The 15,166-nt window shown below is 71.3% G+C and carries 15 protein-coding genes and 1 pseudogene; 6 read left to right on the plus strand and 10 right to left on the minus strand.

The annotated features are described in order from the left end of the window. Positions 1–159 precede the first annotated feature (159 nt). Together AB0H62_RS13845 and AB0H62_RS13850 are read left to right on the plus strand one after the other, a co-directional pair. Positions 160–936 (plus strand): hypothetical protein, encoded by a 777-nt coding sequence (locus AB0H62_RS13845; RefSeq protein ID WP_360586203.1) that lies wholly within the window; start codon positions 160–162, stop codon positions 934–936. A 4-nt stretch (positions 937–940) separates the two neighbouring features. After that, positions 941–2,047, plus strand: a complete 1,107-nt coding sequence (locus AB0H62_RS13850; protein ID WP_360586205.1) for a glycosyltransferase family 1 protein — start codon at positions 941–943, stop codon at positions 2,045–2,047. 23 nt (positions 2,048–2,070) lie between these two features. Here AB0H62_RS13850 and AB0H62_RS13855 read toward each other — a convergent pair whose 3' ends face one another. From AB0H62_RS13855 to AB0H62_RS13870, 4 genes are all read right to left on the minus strand, one after another. Beyond that, positions 2,071–2,907, minus strand: coding sequence for an undecaprenyl-diphosphate phosphatase (locus AB0H62_RS13855; protein WP_360586207.1), 837 nt, complete (start codon positions 2,905–2,907; stop codon positions 2,071–2,073). A 31-nt stretch (positions 2,908–2,938) separates the two neighbouring features. Continuing rightward, positions 2,939–3,565 carry a DedA family protein gene (locus AB0H62_RS13860; protein WP_360586209.1) on the minus strand — a complete coding sequence of 209 codons (627 nt, stop codon included), beginning with the start codon at positions 3,563–3,565 and terminating at the stop codon, positions 2,939–2,941. A gap of 141 nt (positions 3,566–3,706) precedes the next feature. Beyond that, a complete protein-coding gene (locus tag AB0H62_RS13865) occupies positions 3,707–5,197 on the minus strand; it encodes a glycosyltransferase family 39 protein (RefSeq protein ID WP_360586211.1) in 1,491 nt (496 codons plus the stop codon). A gap of 113 nt (positions 5,198–5,310) precedes the next feature. Then, entirely contained in the window at positions 5,311–6,009 is a 699-nt protein-coding gene (locus tag AB0H62_RS13870) for a TetR/AcrR family transcriptional regulator (protein WP_220242089.1), read from the minus strand. A gap of 79 nt (positions 6,010–6,088) precedes the next feature. Between AB0H62_RS13870 and AB0H62_RS13875 the strand changes: the two genes are divergently transcribed. Next, positions 6,089–6,817: an SDR family oxidoreductase gene (locus AB0H62_RS13875; protein ID WP_255638184.1), complete on the plus strand. Its 729-nt coding sequence runs from the start codon at positions 6,089–6,091 to the stop codon at positions 6,815–6,817. 4 nt (positions 6,818–6,821) lie between these two features. Here AB0H62_RS13875 and AB0H62_RS13880 read toward each other — a convergent pair whose 3' ends face one another. Further along, a complete protein-coding gene (locus tag AB0H62_RS13880; protein ID WP_360586670.1) occupies positions 6,822–7,100 on the minus strand; it encodes a hypothetical protein in 279 nt (92 codons plus the stop codon). Positions 7,101–7,249: 149 nt separating this feature from the next. Beyond that, positions 7,250–7,429, minus strand: a pseudogene (locus tag AB0H62_RS13885) (nitroreductase family protein); the annotation flags it as partial. 443 nt (positions 7,430–7,872) lie between these two features. Here AB0H62_RS13885 and AB0H62_RS13890 point away from each other — a divergent pair. The 3 genes from AB0H62_RS13890 to AB0H62_RS13900 all read left to right on the plus strand — a co-directional run bounded on the left by AB0H62_RS13890 (position 7,873) and on the right by AB0H62_RS13900 (position 10,906). Beyond that, the gene (locus AB0H62_RS13890) at positions 7,873–8,607 is read left to right on the plus strand and encodes a transglycosylase family protein (RefSeq protein WP_220242091.1); all 735 of its coding nucleotides are present in this window, start codon (positions 7,873–7,875) and stop codon (positions 8,605–8,607) included. 259 nt (positions 8,608–8,866) lie between these two features. Then, on the plus strand, positions 8,867–10,015 hold the full coding sequence (locus AB0H62_RS13895) for an acyl-CoA dehydrogenase family protein (protein WP_360586214.1): 1,149 nt from the start codon (positions 8,867–8,869) through the stop codon (positions 10,013–10,015). A 90-nt stretch (positions 10,016–10,105) separates the two neighbouring features. Further along, positions 10,106–10,906: an alpha/beta hydrolase gene (locus AB0H62_RS13900; protein WP_360586215.1), complete on the plus strand. Its 801-nt coding sequence runs from the start codon at positions 10,106–10,108 to the stop codon at positions 10,904–10,906. A 41-nt stretch (positions 10,907–10,947) separates the two neighbouring features. Here AB0H62_RS13900 and AB0H62_RS13905 read toward each other — a convergent pair whose 3' ends face one another. The 4 genes from AB0H62_RS13905 to AB0H62_RS13920 all read right to left on the minus strand — a co-directional run bounded on the left by AB0H62_RS13905 (position 10,948) and on the right by AB0H62_RS13920 (position 15,160). After that, positions 10,948–11,640 (minus strand): TetR/AcrR family transcriptional regulator, encoded by a 693-nt coding sequence (locus tag AB0H62_RS13905; protein ID WP_360586217.1) that lies wholly within the window; start codon positions 11,638–11,640, stop codon positions 10,948–10,950. 153 nt (positions 11,641–11,793) lie between these two features. Next, the gene (locus AB0H62_RS13910) at positions 11,794–13,719 is read right to left on the minus strand and encodes an FAD-dependent oxidoreductase (protein ID WP_220242095.1); all 1,926 of its coding nucleotides are present in this window, start codon (positions 13,717–13,719) and stop codon (positions 11,794–11,796) included. Then, entirely contained in the window at positions 13,716–13,910 is a 195-nt protein-coding gene (locus tag AB0H62_RS13915) for a ferredoxin (protein WP_220242096.1), read from the minus strand. Before AB0H62_RS13915 ends, AB0H62_RS13910 begins: the two co-directional genes overlap by 4 nt. Beyond that, complete coding sequence (locus AB0H62_RS13920; RefSeq protein ID WP_360586219.1) at positions 13,907–15,160, minus strand: cytochrome P450; 1,254 nt, start codon at positions 15,158–15,160, stop codon at positions 13,907–13,909. The genes AB0H62_RS13915 and AB0H62_RS13920 overlap by 4 nt, the downstream gene beginning before the upstream one ends. Between the last annotated feature and the right edge of the window lie 6 nt (positions 15,161–15,166).

The raw sequence follows: 15,166 nt of genomic DNA on the forward strand, positions 1-15,166 counted from the left end.
GCGAAAACCGGCGACAAGATACCGTCTTGAAGGTTAGCGGAAGGTTTTCCGGAAGCAATTTTTCCGCAAGCGGTAAACCGGCAAAACAATCATCGAGAACATCGAAGGAACAATCATTCCGGTGTCGGGAAGAAACTCGGCACCTGGGAGGATTTCCCCATGACGACAGCGGAACTGAGCGGCGGCGGTCCTCGTGCCGGGCACCGCACCGCGAGCAAGGTCCCGGAAGTCACCACCCTGTTCTGGGTGATCAAAGTGCTCACGACCGGCGTCGGCGAGACGACAAGTGATTTCTTCGCCCACACCGTGGATCCCGTGATCGCGGTGGCCGGGGCGGGCCTCGTGCTCGCCGGCGCGCTCACCGCGCAGTTCCGGTCCCGCGCGTACCGCCCGTGGCTGTACTGGACGACCGTGGTGCTGGTGAGCGTGTTCGGCACCATGGCCGCCGACGCGGCCCACGTCGGCTTCGGCGTGCCCTACGCGGTGTCGGCGGGCGTGTTCGCGGTCGCGCTTGCCGTCGTTTTCCTGCTGTGGCACCGCTTCGAACACACTCTGTCCATTCACGACATCACCACGCCGCGGCGCGAGGCGTGGTACTGGCTCGCCGTCGGCACGACCTTCGCGCTCGGCACCGCGCTCGGCGACCTCACCGCCACGACGCTGCGCCTCGGCTACCTCGGCTCGGGACTGGTGTTCGCGGTCGTCATCACCGTCCCGCCACTGGCCCGGCGGTTCGCGGGCCTCGGGTCCGTCGCGACGTTCTGGGCCGCCTACGTCCTGACCCGGCCGCTGGGCGCCTCGTTCGCCGACTGGCTCGGCGTCGGGCCTGAGCGAGGCGGCGTCGGAGCGGGCACCGGCCCCGTGAGTCTCGCTCTGCTGCTGGTGATCGCGGCGCTCGTGGGCGCGTCGCGGGCTGCCGGGCGACGGACCCGGTGACGCGGTGCGCATCGCGTTCGTGACCGAGACGTGGCTGCCGTCCACCGACGGGATCGTGACCAGGCTCGTCGCCACCGTGCGCGAACTGCACGCGCGGGGCCACGACGTGCTGGTGATCGCCCCGGAAGCCGGCGGCCCGAGCGGCCTCGCCGGCGCGCGGGTTCGCACCGTCCCGACCGTCGGTGCGAAGTTCCTCTACGGCGGCAAACGATGGGGCCTGCCGCTCCCCCGCGTCGCCGACCACCTGCGCGAGTTCGACCCCGACGTGGTGCACCTGGTCAACCCGGTGCTGCTCGGCGTCGCGGGGCTACTCGCCGCGCGGAAACAGGACCGGCGGATCGTCGCTTCGTACCACACGGACGTCGCCAGCTACGCGCGTCACTACCGGCTCGGCGCGGCCGTGCCGCTGATCTGGACACTGCTTCGAGCCCTGCACCGGCGCGCGCACCTCAACCTCGCGACGTCGAGCGCGTCGGTCGAAGACCTGGCGCGCCACGGCATCGAGCGGGTCCACCTGTGGCCGCGCGGCGTCGACCTCGAGCGCTTCCGCCCCGCATCGAGCCGGCACACCGACGGGCGCCCGGTCGCGCTCTACGTCGGCAGGCTGGCCTCGGAGAAGGGCCTGCACCGGCTCGCGCCACTGGCCGAGGGCTTCCGCCTGGTGCTCGTCGGCGACGGCCCGGCCCGCGCCCACCTCGAACGCACGCTGCCGGCGGGCACGGTCTTCACCGGCATGCTCCACGGAGACGCGCTCGCCGAGGCCTACCGCCTGGCGGACCTGTTCGTCTTCCCGTCCACAACGGACACTCTCGGCCTCGTGCTGCTGGAGGCCCTCGCCAGCGGCCTGCCTGTGCTCGCCGCCGAAAGCCCCGCAGCGCGCTCGACGCTCTCCGGCACCACGGCCGCCGAGTTCTTCCCCGTCGACCGGCCGGCCGACCTGCCCGCCCACGCCCGCGCGCTGCTGAGCGCCGACCACCGCGCCGAGGCACGCCGCCACGCCGCCGGGTCGGGGTGGGACACGGCCACGGAACAACTGCTGGCGCTGTACGCCGAGACGTTCGGCTTGGGCCACCGCCGACACACTCCGGCCCGCCGGATCCGCGCTTCCTGACCCCCACGCCGGCCCGGCGCGGCTCAGGCCGACAGCACGCCCGAGGTCAGCGCGGCCAGCAGCGCGACCCCCACCACGAGCCGGTAGATCACGAACGCCGTGAACGTGTGCCCCGCGACGAACTTCAGCAGCCACGCGATCGTGGCGTAGGCCACGACGAACGACACGACCGTCCCGACCACGAGCGGCAGCACGTCCAGGCCGCCGCCGAGCGCGTCCTTCAGCTCGTACAGGCCGGCGCCGGTCAGTGCCGGGATCGACAGGAAAAACGACAACCGCGTGGCCGCGACCCGGTCCAGGCCCCGCAGCAGACCGGTCGAGATCGTCGCGCCGGAACGGGAAAACCCGGGTAACAGCAGCGCAAGGATCTGCGACGAGCCGACCAGCATCGCGTCGGCGAACGTGGACTCGGCCTCACCGCGTTTGCCCGTCCCGAACCGGTCTGCCGCCCACATGATCCCGCTGCCCGCGATGAGCGAGATCGCGACCACCCACAACGACGCCAGCGGCCCCTTCACCAGAGACTGGAACAGCAGGCCGGCGACGACGATCGGGATCGTGGCGAGGATGACCCACCACGCGAACTTGTAGTCGTGCTCCTGGCGCGCCCGCGCGTTGACCAGCCCGCGACCCCACGCGGCGGCGAACCGCACGATGTCGCGGAAGAAATACACCAGCACCGCGGCGATGGCACCGACCTGGATCACTGCGGTGAACCCGACCACGGACTGCTCGTCGACGGGGATGCCGAGCAGTCCTTCGGCGATCTTGAGGTGGCCCGTGGAGGACACGGGCAGGAATTCGGTCAGGCCTTCCACGATCCCGAGGATCACGGACTGGCCGAGGTCGATCGCGCTCACTTCGTTTTTCCTTTGTCGTGCGACGAGAACATCAGGACCCGGCGTCGCGGCGCTGCTTGCGGCTCCGGAGAACCTCGAGCGCCAGCGGGATCAGCGAAACGATCACCACGAGCGCGATGATCGGCAGCAGGTACTGGTCGATCCCTGGGACGCTCGCCCCGAGAAGATACCCGGCGACCGTGACCCCGACCGACCACAACAGCCCGCCCAGGACCTGCCACAGCGTGAACGTCCGCGCGGGCACGTCGAGAACGCCCGCGAGCGGGTTCAGCACAGTCCGCACGACCGGGATGAACCGGGCCAGGACGATCGCCTTCGCATGGCCGTAACGCGTGAACAACTCCTCGGCCCGGCTCATCCCCCGATGCAGATGCGCGTTGCCCGTCCGCGCCAGCAACGCCCGGCCCCCGCGCCGGCCCAGCACGAACCCGGTCTGCGCCCCCAGCAGCGCACCGGCGACCGCGGCCACCAGCACCAGCGGCAAAGACAGGTGGACGGTCGCCGTGGCGCTGGTGGTGCAGAACAGCCCCGCGGTGAACAGCAACGAGTCACCGGGCAGGAAGAACCCGACCAGCAAACCGGTTTCGGCGAACAGCACGAGGAACACCCCCGCTGCGCCGAGGCTCGAGAGCCACGACGTCGCGCTCAACGGATTCATGCAGCAGACCGCCTTCCCCGGAAGCCCAGATCTTCGACAACGATGTAGTATTTCTACACCACTGTCGTTTTATCGGCGGTCAGCCCCCATCCCGGAGAGACGCTCGCGCGTCACCGCGCCCAGCTGCGGCCGCCGAGACGCTCAGTCGAGATGGCTGAGTCCCGGCCACAGCTGCGCCCAGGTGCCATGGGGTTGGCGGCACAGGTAGATCGCCGCGTGGTTCGTGGTTTCTTCGTTCGCGACGCCGCCGGGGGTGGTGATGGGCGCGATCTCGCGGACGTCGGACCAGAAGCGGCGCAGGTAGTCCGGGCCCCACTCCCCCACGCACAGCACGGTGTCCGGGGTGCCCGCGGGCGGGCCCCACAGGAGGTAACCGTTGTGGGCGCTGGAAACCGGCAGCTGCAGGCCCGCGTCGGGGCCGAGGAGGGTCAGGGCGCCGGCTTCGCCGTAGTTGCTGGTGAAGACGCTGGAGCCGGGCGGCAGGGTGTCGGCCACGGCCGTGACCTGGCGAACGAAATCGGGCCAGCCGTAAGTCTCCACCAGCTGCGGGTTGACCGAGGCGAACACGCGTTCCGCGCTCACCGGCAACACGGGCAGTCCGATCAGCACCGCGAACACCCCCGAGAGCGCGATCGCGATCCGCCATCGCCGTGGGGTGACCGCGTACCGGGTTTCGGCCCACACCCCGCCGGCGGCGAACAGGCCGATCAAGGCCGGCGCCGCGTAGTAGCTCTTGCCGCCGCCCGCGGTGAAGACGACCACGGCGGTCACCGCGACGACGAGCACCCACCGGTGATCACGGTTCCCGGCCAGCCACCGCACCCCGAAGATCCACAGGGCGATCAGCGGCGGGCCGGCGAGCACCAGCAGCAGCAGCGGCACGTTCGGCAGCGCCCCGAGCGGCCCGCCCTGCTCGGCCGAGAGCACGCCGGCCATGCGGAACTGCGCCCAGCTGTGCTGCGCGTTCCACACCACGTTGGGCGCGACCAGCACCGCGGCCAGCGCACCGGCCAGCCACGGCCCGGGTGTCCGCAGCACAGTGCGCCGGAACAGGGCCAACCCCACGACAACACCGAGCAGCAGCACTCCGACGGTGTACTTGTTCTCCAGCCCGATCCCGGTCACCGCGCCGGCCAGGAGCCACGCGCGGACGGTGCCCGACCGCAGCGCCCTCGCCACCGCGACGAACACCGCGGCCCAGGCCAGCTGGTCCGTGACCGTCGTGCCGAACAACATCGAGCCGGCGACGAACACGGGACACGCCGCGATCGCCGCGGCCGTGATGGTCTGAGCACGAGAGCGGCCGCCGAACTCCGCCGCGAGCTTGGCGGCCAGCAGGACACATCCCAGCTGCGCGGCGATCGCGAGCAGCCGCAGGGGCAGGACACCACCCGGCAGGTCGGCGGCCAGCCGCGCCAGCAACGGCGTCAGCGGCGGTTGGTCCGGGTAGCCCCAAGCGAGGTGCCGGCCGGAGACCACGTAGTAGAACTCGTCGCGGTGCCAGCCGAAGCGCGCCGCCACCGCCAGGTGCACGACTCCGGCCACGGCGACCACCGCCAGTACCGGGCGCCACGCCAGCCGCTCGGCTCGGGCGGCCGGCCTGTCGGTTTCGAGCTTTCCCGTGTCATGCATGGCTTCTCGCCTTCCGGTCAGGACGGGGACGGGGCACGAACACTGCAGGCATGGACGGCCGGTCTGTCCCTCGCGGACTTTCCCTTGCTGCGAAGGACATCTCGACCTTCACGTCAGGACGAGGGACGGGGTACGAACGCGGCCAGCACCAGATGGCGGACCGTGGCACGGCAGGCGTCGTCGTCGAGGCGGGCGGAGTCGGGGTCGCCGAGGCGGTGCCAGGCGAACCACGCGATGGTCTCGACGATGAAGCGCGCCGCGGCCGGCACGTCGGGGACGGCGCCCAGCGCGCCGGAGCGGATCCGCCGGGTGAGGTAGTCGGCGAGGGTGTCGAGCATGCCGCGGCGCCGTTGCACGAAGTAGTACTGCGCGAGCTCGGGCAGGTCGGCCGCGCATCGTTCGACGAGGGCGAGCAGGTGACGGTTGCGTTCGATGAAGCCGTAGAGCTCGTCGACGATCGCGCCGAGCTCGTCGGCAACGGGTCGCTGCCTCCGGCCGGCGGACGCGGCCAGCGCGGGGAGGCCGCTGTCGTCGGCGGCCCAGCCGTCGATCAGCGCCACGATCTCCTCCGGCGTCGGCGTGGGCACCGGAGTGGCCAGCGTGTCCACCGCGTCCGGCCGGATCAGGCGCAGCAAAGCCAGGTACAGCAACGCTTCCTTGCTCTTGGCATAGGTGTAGACCGCGCCGTGGCTCAGCCCGAGGGCCGCGGACACGTCGGACACCCCGGCCGCCTGGTAGCCCTTGGCCATGAACACCCGGGCCGCAGCCTCGGCGATCTCCCCCACCGGCCGCGCCGGCACTCTCCCTCGCACGGGCCCAGTATTGATTGACTGACCGAGTCAGTCAACAGTCGGCGCATTACAATGGGGCGAGAACGAAGGGAGCCGTCACGTGACGACGAAGAGCCCGGTGGCGCTGGTGACCGGCGCGGCCGGGGGCATCGGCGCCGCCGTGTGCCGCGCGCTGGCCAGGCAGGGGCACCGCGTCGTGGTGCACGATTTCGGCAAACCCGAGGCGGGCGACGCGCTCGTCGCGGAGCTTCCGGACGCCGTGTACGTGGACGGCGACATCTCTGACCCCGGGGTGGCGCCGAAGCTGGTGGCCGCTGCCGTCGAGCGGTGGGGCCGGCTCGACGTGGTCGTGAACAACGCCGGCATCGCGCGGCAGATCCCGCACCGGGACCTCGACGCCGTGCCGGACGAATGGTGGGACCAGGTCCTCGGCGTCAACCTGCTCGGTCCCTGGCACCTTTCGCGCGCCGCGGCGCCCGCGTTGCGAGCGACGCGCGGCGCGATCGTCAACGTGGCGTCGGTGGCCGGGCTCACCGTGAGCGGCAGTTCGATCCCGTACGCGGTCAGCAAAGCCGGGCTGATCCACCTGACCAAGCTGCTCGCGGTCGCGCTGGCGCCCGAGATCCGCGTCAACGCGATCGCCCCCGGCTACATCGACACCCCGCTCACCCACGACTGGACGGACCTGCGCGACACCGTCGGCGAGCGGGCGCCACTGAGCCGACTGGGCGCGCCCGAAGACGCGGCGGCCGCCGTGCTGAGCCTGCTGAACAGCCCGTACACGACCGGCGCCGTGCTGACCGTCGACGGTGGCCTGAACTTGATCTGACGGCTCAGCTCTGCCAGGTGATCAGCTGGTCCAGCGGCAGCTTCTGACGCTTTCCCGCACTGCCGCTCGGCGGCGCGCCCGGGTCTTCGGCCGAGTAGCCGAGCGTCAGGACGCCCGTCAGCGACACGTCTTCGGGGAAGCCGGTGAGGGCGTGGACCGCCTCGAACTGGGCCCGCTCGCCGGGGCCGAAGAAGCCCGTGGCGAGGCCCTCGTCGGTGGCGGCGAGCTGCAGCAGCGACAGCAGCGCGCCGCTGTCGAACCACCAGTACGGGACACGGTCCACTCCCCTTCCGCGCCGTCGTCGTCGGTTTTGTCGGCTTCCTGGTAGCGCTCGTGGTAGGACGCCTCCCGGATCCCGACCGCGATGTGCACGGGCGCCTCGGAGATCCACGCCGGGAGGCCGAGGTCGAGGTACGGCTTCTCGGCGATCTCGGCGATGCGGGCGCGGACGTCGGGCGCCGTGATCACCGCGAGCCGGTGCCCCTGGCTGAAACCCGCACTCGGCGCGCGGCGGATCACCCGCACCACGCGGCGCAGGACGTCTTCGGGCACGGGTTCGGGCCGGTAGGCCCGGACCATCCGGCGGTGGCGCAGAACCTCGGAGAACTCCATGTGATCAGCATGGCGCAAGATCCACCACGCCCGCCTGCGTTCCGCCGAACCGAGACACCCGAGCGCATCGGAGTCGAAAACTAGTGCCGATTGGCGAACTGTGTGCGAAGTGGGAAAGTTTTCTCCGAGACCGGTTCCGCGTCGAACAGGCAACTCGTCGAGCAGATTTCGTTGGGGCAAAGCCAAGATCTACTCACCAACTGGCCACCATCTGACATGACACATTGTTGCCCCGCCACTACGCGCGTTGATGATCTGTGTCGCTTCCCACGGAGTCTGTACACATGTCGTTGCTTGTTCTTAACCTTCTCGTGCTTTCGCGGTGACCTGCGATCCACCCCCGAGGATCAGCGGCCGGAAGCCACCGCGAGACTCCGGCAGACGTGGCCCTCCCCTGGCCGCGGAGCCGGGTGCGCGGTGTGAAAACGAAGGAGCCCACCCCCGTGGGGCGACACAGCAAACCCAGCCACACCAAAACCGTCCTGAAACGCACCGGCGCGACCGCGGCTCTCGCGAGCGCCGCGCTCGGCGGCATCGGCCTCGTCAGCGCCGGCACGGCCAACGCCTTCCCCGGGCAGGCCGGACTGGTCAAGTGCGAGAGCTCCGGCAACCCGACCGCGGTCAACAACACCGCGGCCGGCCAGCGCGCCGGACGCCCGGCCGGTCTGTTCCAGATCGTGACCGGAACCTGGCTCGCCAACGGTGGCGGCCAGTTCGCCCCGACCGCGGACAAGGCCTCCCCCGCCCAGCAGCAGGTCGTCGCGGACCGGATCTACGCCAGGTCGGGTTCGGCGCCGTGGGAGTGCAGCACCGGCTCCGGCCCGGCCGGCTTCGGCTCGTTCTCGGGCCAGCTGAGCACCGGGTCCGCCGACAGTGGCGCCGCCACCGGCCGCAGCAAGGCCAAGGCGGCCAAGCCCCAGGCGAAGACCCAGCTCAAGGCCAAGGCGAAGCCGCAGGTCAAGCAGCAGGCGAAACCGCAGGTCAAGAGCACGCCCGCGGCCGGCGCGACGCGGTCGAACCCCAACGGCGACTACACCGTCGTCGCGGGCGACACCCTGTCGGGCATCGCCGCGCGCACCGGCATCGCCGGTGGCTGGCAGCACCTGCAGCAGCTGAACTCGGCGTACGTCCCCGATGCCGACCTGATCCTGGTCGGGCAGAAGATCGCCACGAAGTGACCCCCGTCCGCGTCCGCGCCGCTTTCCCCCGGGCGCCGCGGACGCGGACGGCGAGCCACCGCGGGTCCCCCGCCGCGGGTGCGCTCGGGCACCTTCGGCGAGTTCGCGGCGGAAGGCGCGCGGGGTAAGCGGGCTCTCGTTGTGGGAACACCGGCCCGCCTACCCCGCTCGTCCCCGCCGGCACGCACCAGTCGTCGCCTTTACTCACCAAACAGACGTCAGGTAGTTTCGCCCCAGCCGACAGAAGCGGGGTGGGGCGGTGCAGCGCGCGGTGTACGACGCCGAACACGAGGCGTACCGGGACAGCGTCCGGCGGTTCGTGGCGACCGAGGTGGTTCCGCACCGTGAACGCTGGGAAGCCGCCGGCCGCGTCGACCGCGAGCTGTTCCGCGCCGCCGGGAAAGTCGGGCTGCTCGGCATCTCCGCACCCGAGGAGCACGGCGGAGGCGGCAGTGCGGACTTCCGCTTCAACGCCATCCTCAACGAGGAACTGGCCGCCGCGGACGTGTTGGGCGCGGGGCTCGGGTTGTCGCTGCAGGCGGACATCGCGTTGCCCTACCTCGTGGACCACTGCGCGGCGGACCAGGCCGCCCGCTGGCTGCCCGGCGTGGTCGCCGGCGAGACCATCCTCGCGCTGGCGATGACCGAACCCGGCGCGGGTTCCGACGTCGCGGCGATCACCACGCGAGCCGTGCGCGACGGCGAGCACTACGTCGTCAACGGCACCAAGACCTTCATCACCAACGCCCTCAACGCCGACCTCGTCATCACCGCGGTGAAAACCGACCCCGCGGCGGGCCGCAAGGGCATCTCGCTGCTGGTCGTCGAGGCCGACCGCGCGGGGTTCCGCCGCGGCGCGAAGCTGGCCAAGGTCGGGCAGCACGCCGCCGACACCGCCGAGCTGTTCTTCGACGACGTCCGCGTGCCGGCGGCCAACCTCCTCGGAGAAGAGGGCCGCGGCTTCTACCTGATGATGAACCACCTCAGCCAGGAGCGCCTCGCCGTCGCCGTGCAGGCCACCGCGCAGGCGCGCCGGGCCTACGAGCTGTGCGTGAAGTACGCGAAGAGCCGCGAGGCGTTCGGCAGCCCCATCGGTTCGTTCCAGCACAACCGGTTCGTGCTGGCCGAGATGAAAACCGAGACCGAGATCGCGCAGTCCTACGTCGACCGGCTGCTGCTCGCCCACAGCCGCGGCGAACTGGACGTCGTCGAGGCGGCGCAGGCGAAGTGGTGGACCACCGAGCTGTGCCAGCGTGTCGTCGACCGCGGGGTGCAGCTGCACGGCGGCTACGGCTACATGGCCGAGTACCCCATCGCCCGGGCCTGGACCGACAGCCGGATCCAGACCATCTACGCGGGCACCACCGAAGTCATGAAAGAGATCATCGGCCGCTCGCTGGGCTTTTGACCCGAGCGGGCGCCGCGTCCGTCTTGGATGTGGCCCGGGCCACTGCTAAGCTCGGCCACCAAACGACCGGTAGATTCGAGTGAGGCAACGATGCCCGACCTGACGATGCGCGACGGCACCCGGCTGCACGTCCGGGACGAAGGAGCCGGCCCCACCCTGCTGCTCCTGCCCGGCTGGGGCGTCTCCACGTGGTGGTTCCGCAAGCAGTTCGAGACACTCTCCGCCTCGTTCCGGGTCGTGTCCTACGACCCGCGCGGGCAGGGCGAGTCGGACAAGACCACCCGCGGTCAGCGGACCGCGCGGCTCGCGGCGGATCTCGCCGAGGTCGTGGCGTGGACGGGCGACGAGCCGGTGCACCTGGTGGCCTGGTCCGGCGGCGGGTCCACGGCTCTGCAGTACGTCGAGCTGTTCGGCACCGACCGCCTGCGCACGCTGACGCTGGTCGGCGCGAGCCCGAAGCTGCTGAAGTCCGAGGGCTGGGACCTGGGCTTCGCGGACCTCGATGGCCTGCTGGGCTGGGTCGGGCTGGTCGGCAGCGACTTCGGCGCCGCGGCGGAAAGTCTGCTGCCGGCGTTCTTCGCCGCCCCGCTTTCGGCTGAGGACCGCGAAGCCACACTGGCCGAGATGCGCCACTGCGATCAGGCGGCGATGGCGCTGGCGTCGTGGGACTTCATCATCCAGGACTACCGCGACGCGCTGGAGCTCATCAAGGTCCCGACGCTGGTCATCACCGGCGCGGACGACGTCGCGGTGCCGGCGGGCAACGCGCCTTACCTGCACGAGCACATCGCCGGATCCCGGCTGGAGATCATCGAGAAGGCCGCGCACTGCCCGTTCCTGGAGCAGCCCGAGCGGTTCGACGCCGCGCTGCGGAAATTCCTCGACGCCTGACACTCACCGCTGCGGGCCGGGACCACCCGGCTCGCGGCGAGTCAGCTTTCCGACGCCGTGGTTTCCTTGCCCCGCTTGGGTTTGGCGGGCTTTTCGGACGGCAGCACGCCGTCAGCCGCGAGACTGTGGACGATCAGGTCGGCGAAGTGCTCGCCGATCTGCTTCGGCGTGAACTCTCCCCCGGGCCGGAACCAGCGGTACACCCAGTTCACCGACCCGAGGATCGACAGGCTCGCCAGCTTGGGGTCGATGTCCGCGCGCACCAGGCCTTCGGCCTTGCCCTTCTGGACCAGGTCGAGGAACACCGAGCGGTACGCGTGCTCGCCGCCGAGGATCTCGGCCTGCCGTTCCTCCGGCAGCGCCGCCATCTCGTGCAGGAACACGGTGGTCCCCGTGAGGTTGCTGCACATGTGGTCGACGTGCCCGATCACCACGTTGCGCAGGCGCTGCAACGGGTCACCCGGCCGGCTCGCCAGTTCGACGATGTTGGCGAGGCCCTGGCGGTGGACCTCGCTCATGACCTCGAAGAGCAGGTCTTCCTTCGAGTGGATGTAGTAGTAGAGACTCCCCTTGAGCAGCCCGAGCCGGTCGGCGATGTGCTGCAGCGAAGCGCCTTCGTAGCCCTTTTCGTAGAAGACCTCGGTGGCGACGGCGAACAGCTCCGCCCACCGTTCCTCACGGGGTTTGCGCGAACCACCGCCGCGTCGCTCCGCCCTGCCCGCCGGCTGCCGCACCCGGACCACCCTCATTCGTGAGCTTCGCCGCCGGGCGCACTGGGCACGAGCGGACCTTTCGAAACCATCAATCTACCAAACGACCGATTAGTCAACCACCGGCCGTGGTCCCGGCGGGTGGCGATCACGCTACCGTCGGCGAGCGACCGGCACTCAGACGGCGAGCCCCGTGTCCGCGCCGGCGTTGATCGCGCGCACGAAATCCGCCGGGGTTTCGGCGTCACCGAGGATGCGGACGTCGACGCCGTCGGCCGCGAGCTCCGCGGCGACCTGCGGGCCGGTCGCGCGCCAGCCGATGGCCAGCGCGACGAGATCGGCCTCGACGATCTCGTCGGCCGCGGTGTCGACTGTGTCCTCGGCGGCCGGGCGCCAGCGCACGGAGCCCGGCTCGATCCCGACGACCACGGCCTTGGTGAGGACACGGACACCGTCGTGGCGCAGCTGTTTCACCAGCTGCCGCCGCGTGATCGCCTCGATGCCGCGGCCGATGCTCCCGCGCATCTCGACGATCGTCACCTCGGCGCCCCGGGCCCGCATCAGCTCCGCGGTCTCGCACCCGGTGGCGCTGCCGCCGACGACCACCAGCCGGGTCCCTGGCACCACCTCGATCTCCCCGCGTAGCAGCCGTTGCGCGTCGTACACGTCCGGCCCGTCGATGCCGGGCACGGGCGGCACCAACGGAACCGCGCCTGTCGCGACGACCACGACGTCCGGCCGCTCCTCGGCCACCGTCCCCGCGGAGACTCGTGCCGACGTGCGGATCTCGACCCCCAGCTCGACCAGCCGGCGAGCCTGGAAATCCCGGAACCGCAACACTTCCCGCTTGCTCGGCGCCGCCCCCGCCACGGACAGCTTGCCGCCGAGCGCGTCGTCGGCCTCCCACACGGACACGCGGTGCCCGCGCAGCCGGGCGATCCGCGCGGCCTCCAGCCCCGACGGCCCGGAGCCGACCACCATCACGTTTCGCGGTGCCGCGGCGGGCTCGACGGACCACGTGAGCTCGCGGCCCACCTCCGGGTTCACCGAGCATCGCGCCCGCTCGCCGCGGCCGACCAGGTCCACGCACGCGTTGCACGCGATGCACGGACGCACCTCGCCCAGCCGGCCTGCGCGCACGAGGTCCGGCCAGTCCGGTTCGGCGATCAATCCGCGGCCGAGCAGCACCAGGTCCGCGTCGCCGGAAGCCACGATCTCGGCGGCCAGCGCCGGGTCGTCCAGCCGGCCGACGGCCATCACCGGTACCGACACGGCCTGGCGCACGGCCTGGACGAGCGGGCGCATGTGGCCGCGCCGCACCGCCATCGGCGCCAGCGTCTCGTGCAGGGTCAGCCAGGTGCCCGAGGACACGGAGATCGACGCGACGCCCGCGGCCTCCAGCATTTTCGCCACCGCGACGGCCGAGTCCAGGTCGAACCCGCCAGGCTCGGCGTCGGTCCCGTTGAGCCGCCAGACGAGCGGGAGGTCCACGGCCGCGACGATCGCGCGCGCCACTTCGAGCGAGAACCGGGCACGGTTTTCGAGGCTCCCGCCGTAGCCGTCGGTGCGCAGGTTGTGCCGGGGCGACAGGAAGTTCGAGGGCAGGTACCCGTGCGCACCGTGCACCTCCAGGTAGTCGAACCCCGCCTCGGCCGCGAACCGGGCCGCCTGCGCGTAGTCGGCGACGATCCGCTCGATCTCGGGCGCGGTCAGCTCGTGCGGGGTGGGCGCGGCCGAGTTCAGCGCGACCGGCGACGGCGCCACGGACGGGCCGGCGACCACCTGGCGGCCCGGGTGCATGAGCTGCACGCCCACCACGGATCCGTGCGGGCGCACCGCCTCGACGATCCGCCGCAACCCCGGCACGAACTGCGGCGCGCACAGGCGCGGCTCTGGCCCGACCGTGTCCGCGGAAACCAGGCAGCCCTCGACGGTGATCGCGCCGACGCCACCCTCGGCGCGGCGCCGGTAGTAGGCCACGGTGTCGTCGGTGATGTAGCCGCCCTGGTCCAGGCACGTGCCCATGGGTGCCATCACGAGCCGGTTGCCGAACGTCAGCCGGCCTACCCGCACCGGCGTGAACAGGACGTCCAGCGCGCTCACGGCAGGATCCGCAGCGCCGCGACCGGGCACGCCTCGACGCCCATCTCGGCGGTGTCCTCCTCCCCCGGCGGCACCTCCTGTTCCGCGGCGACACCGGAGAAGCCGTCGTCGTTGAGGGGGAACAGCTCCGGGTCGATGATGTAGCACTGCGCGTGGCCCTGGCAGACGTCGGGCACCTGGCCGATCTTCACGAGATCCTCCCGGCGCCGTGCGTGACGGGGAGCGTCTCCATGGCCCGCGACGCCAGGCTCGCCTTCCACTGTGGATCGCGGGCGAGCGCGAGTTCGGGCATGCGGGCGAGAATCCGGCCCACCGCGATCCGCGTCTCCATCCGCGCGAGCTGCGCGCCGATGCAGGCGTGGATGCCTTTGCCGAACGCCAGGTGCGGGTTGGGGGCGCGGCCGAGGTCCAGCGCGTCGGGGTCGGTGAACTTCGCCGGGTCGCGGTTGGCGGCGGCCAGCACGAGGTGCACGCGTTCGCCGGGCGCGATCGTCCGTCCCCCGACCTCGGTCTCCGCGACGACCCAGCGGATCAGGACCTTGATCGGCCCGTCGAACCGCAGCAGCTCCTCGACCGCGGGACCGATCAGCGCCGGATCCTGGCGCAGCCGGTCGAGCTGGTCCGGCCGTCGCAGCAGGGCCAGCAAGGAGTTGGCGATGGAGTTGGTCGTGGTTTCGTGGCCGGCGAACAGCAGCAGGGCGCACATGGCCACGAGCTCGTCGTCGGAGAGGTGGTCGGCGTCGCCGTCGTGCGCCATGAGCGCGGACAGCATGTCCTCGCCCGGGTCGGTGCGGCGCTTCGCGATGAGCTCGCGGATGTAGGAGTCCATCTCCCGCAGGCCGCGCAACGCCCGTTCGTGCCGTTCGGCCCGCGCGGTGCCGCCGGCGCCGAACGCGACCAGCGCGAGCTCGTCGGACCACTCGCGGAAGCGATCGCGGTCCTCGGGCGCCGCGCCGAGCATCGTGGCGATCACGGTGGTGGGCAAGGGATACGCGATGTGCTCGATCAGGTCCTGCGGGCCGGAGCCGCGGAGGAAGCCGTCGATGTGCTCGTCGACGATCCGGGTGATCATGCCGTCCATCCGCGCGATCCCCTGGCCCTTGAACGCTCCCGCGGCGAGCTTGCGCAGCCGGGTGTGCGCCGGCGGGTCGGACACGACCATCCAGCTCGCCATCAGCGCGAGCACCGCGGTCGTCGCCTCCGGCTGGTCGGGCCGCTCGGCGCGCGCGGCGAGCAGCGGCCGGACGCGGTCGCTCGAGAACGCCTTGTTCTGGAACGCCGCCGAGACGTCTTCGTAGCGCGTGAGCAGCCACGCGCGGTGCTTCTCGCTCCAGTGCACCGGGTCCGCGGCGCGCAGCTCGCGGAGGACGGGGTAGGGGTCGGCGCTCGCCGACGGCTCGAGCAGATCGTCGGGGACGGCGGGGTTTTCGGTGGCAGACATGGGTGT

This window comes from Amycolatopsis sp. NPDC050768, assembly GCF_040654155.1.
In the GTDB taxonomy this organism is placed as follows: domain Bacteria; phylum Actinomycetota; class Actinomycetes; order Mycobacteriales; family Pseudonocardiaceae; genus Amycolatopsis.

What these genes read in the sequence shown, in the direction of transcription:
- AB0H62_RS13900 (WP_360586215.1), top strand. Translation starts at nt 10,106, where the DNA reads ATGCCCGACCTGACGATGCGCGACGGCACCCGGCTGCACGTCCGGGAC.
- AB0H62_RS13860 (WP_360586209.1), bottom strand. Translation starts at nt 3,565, where the DNA reads ATGAATCCGTTGAGCGCGACGTCGTGGCTCTCGAGCCTCGGCGCAGCG.
- AB0H62_RS13845 (WP_360586203.1), top strand. Translation starts at nt 160, where the DNA reads ATGACGACAGCGGAACTGAGCGGCGGCGGTCCTCGTGCCGGGCACCGC.
- AB0H62_RS13920 (WP_360586219.1), bottom strand. Translation starts at nt 15,160, where the DNA reads ATGTCTGCCACCGAAAACCCCGCCGTCCCCGACGATCTGCTCGAGCCG.
- AB0H62_RS13865 (WP_360586211.1), bottom strand. Translation starts at nt 5,197, where the DNA reads ATGCATGACACGGGAAAGCTCGAAACCGACAGGCCGGCCGCCCGAGCC.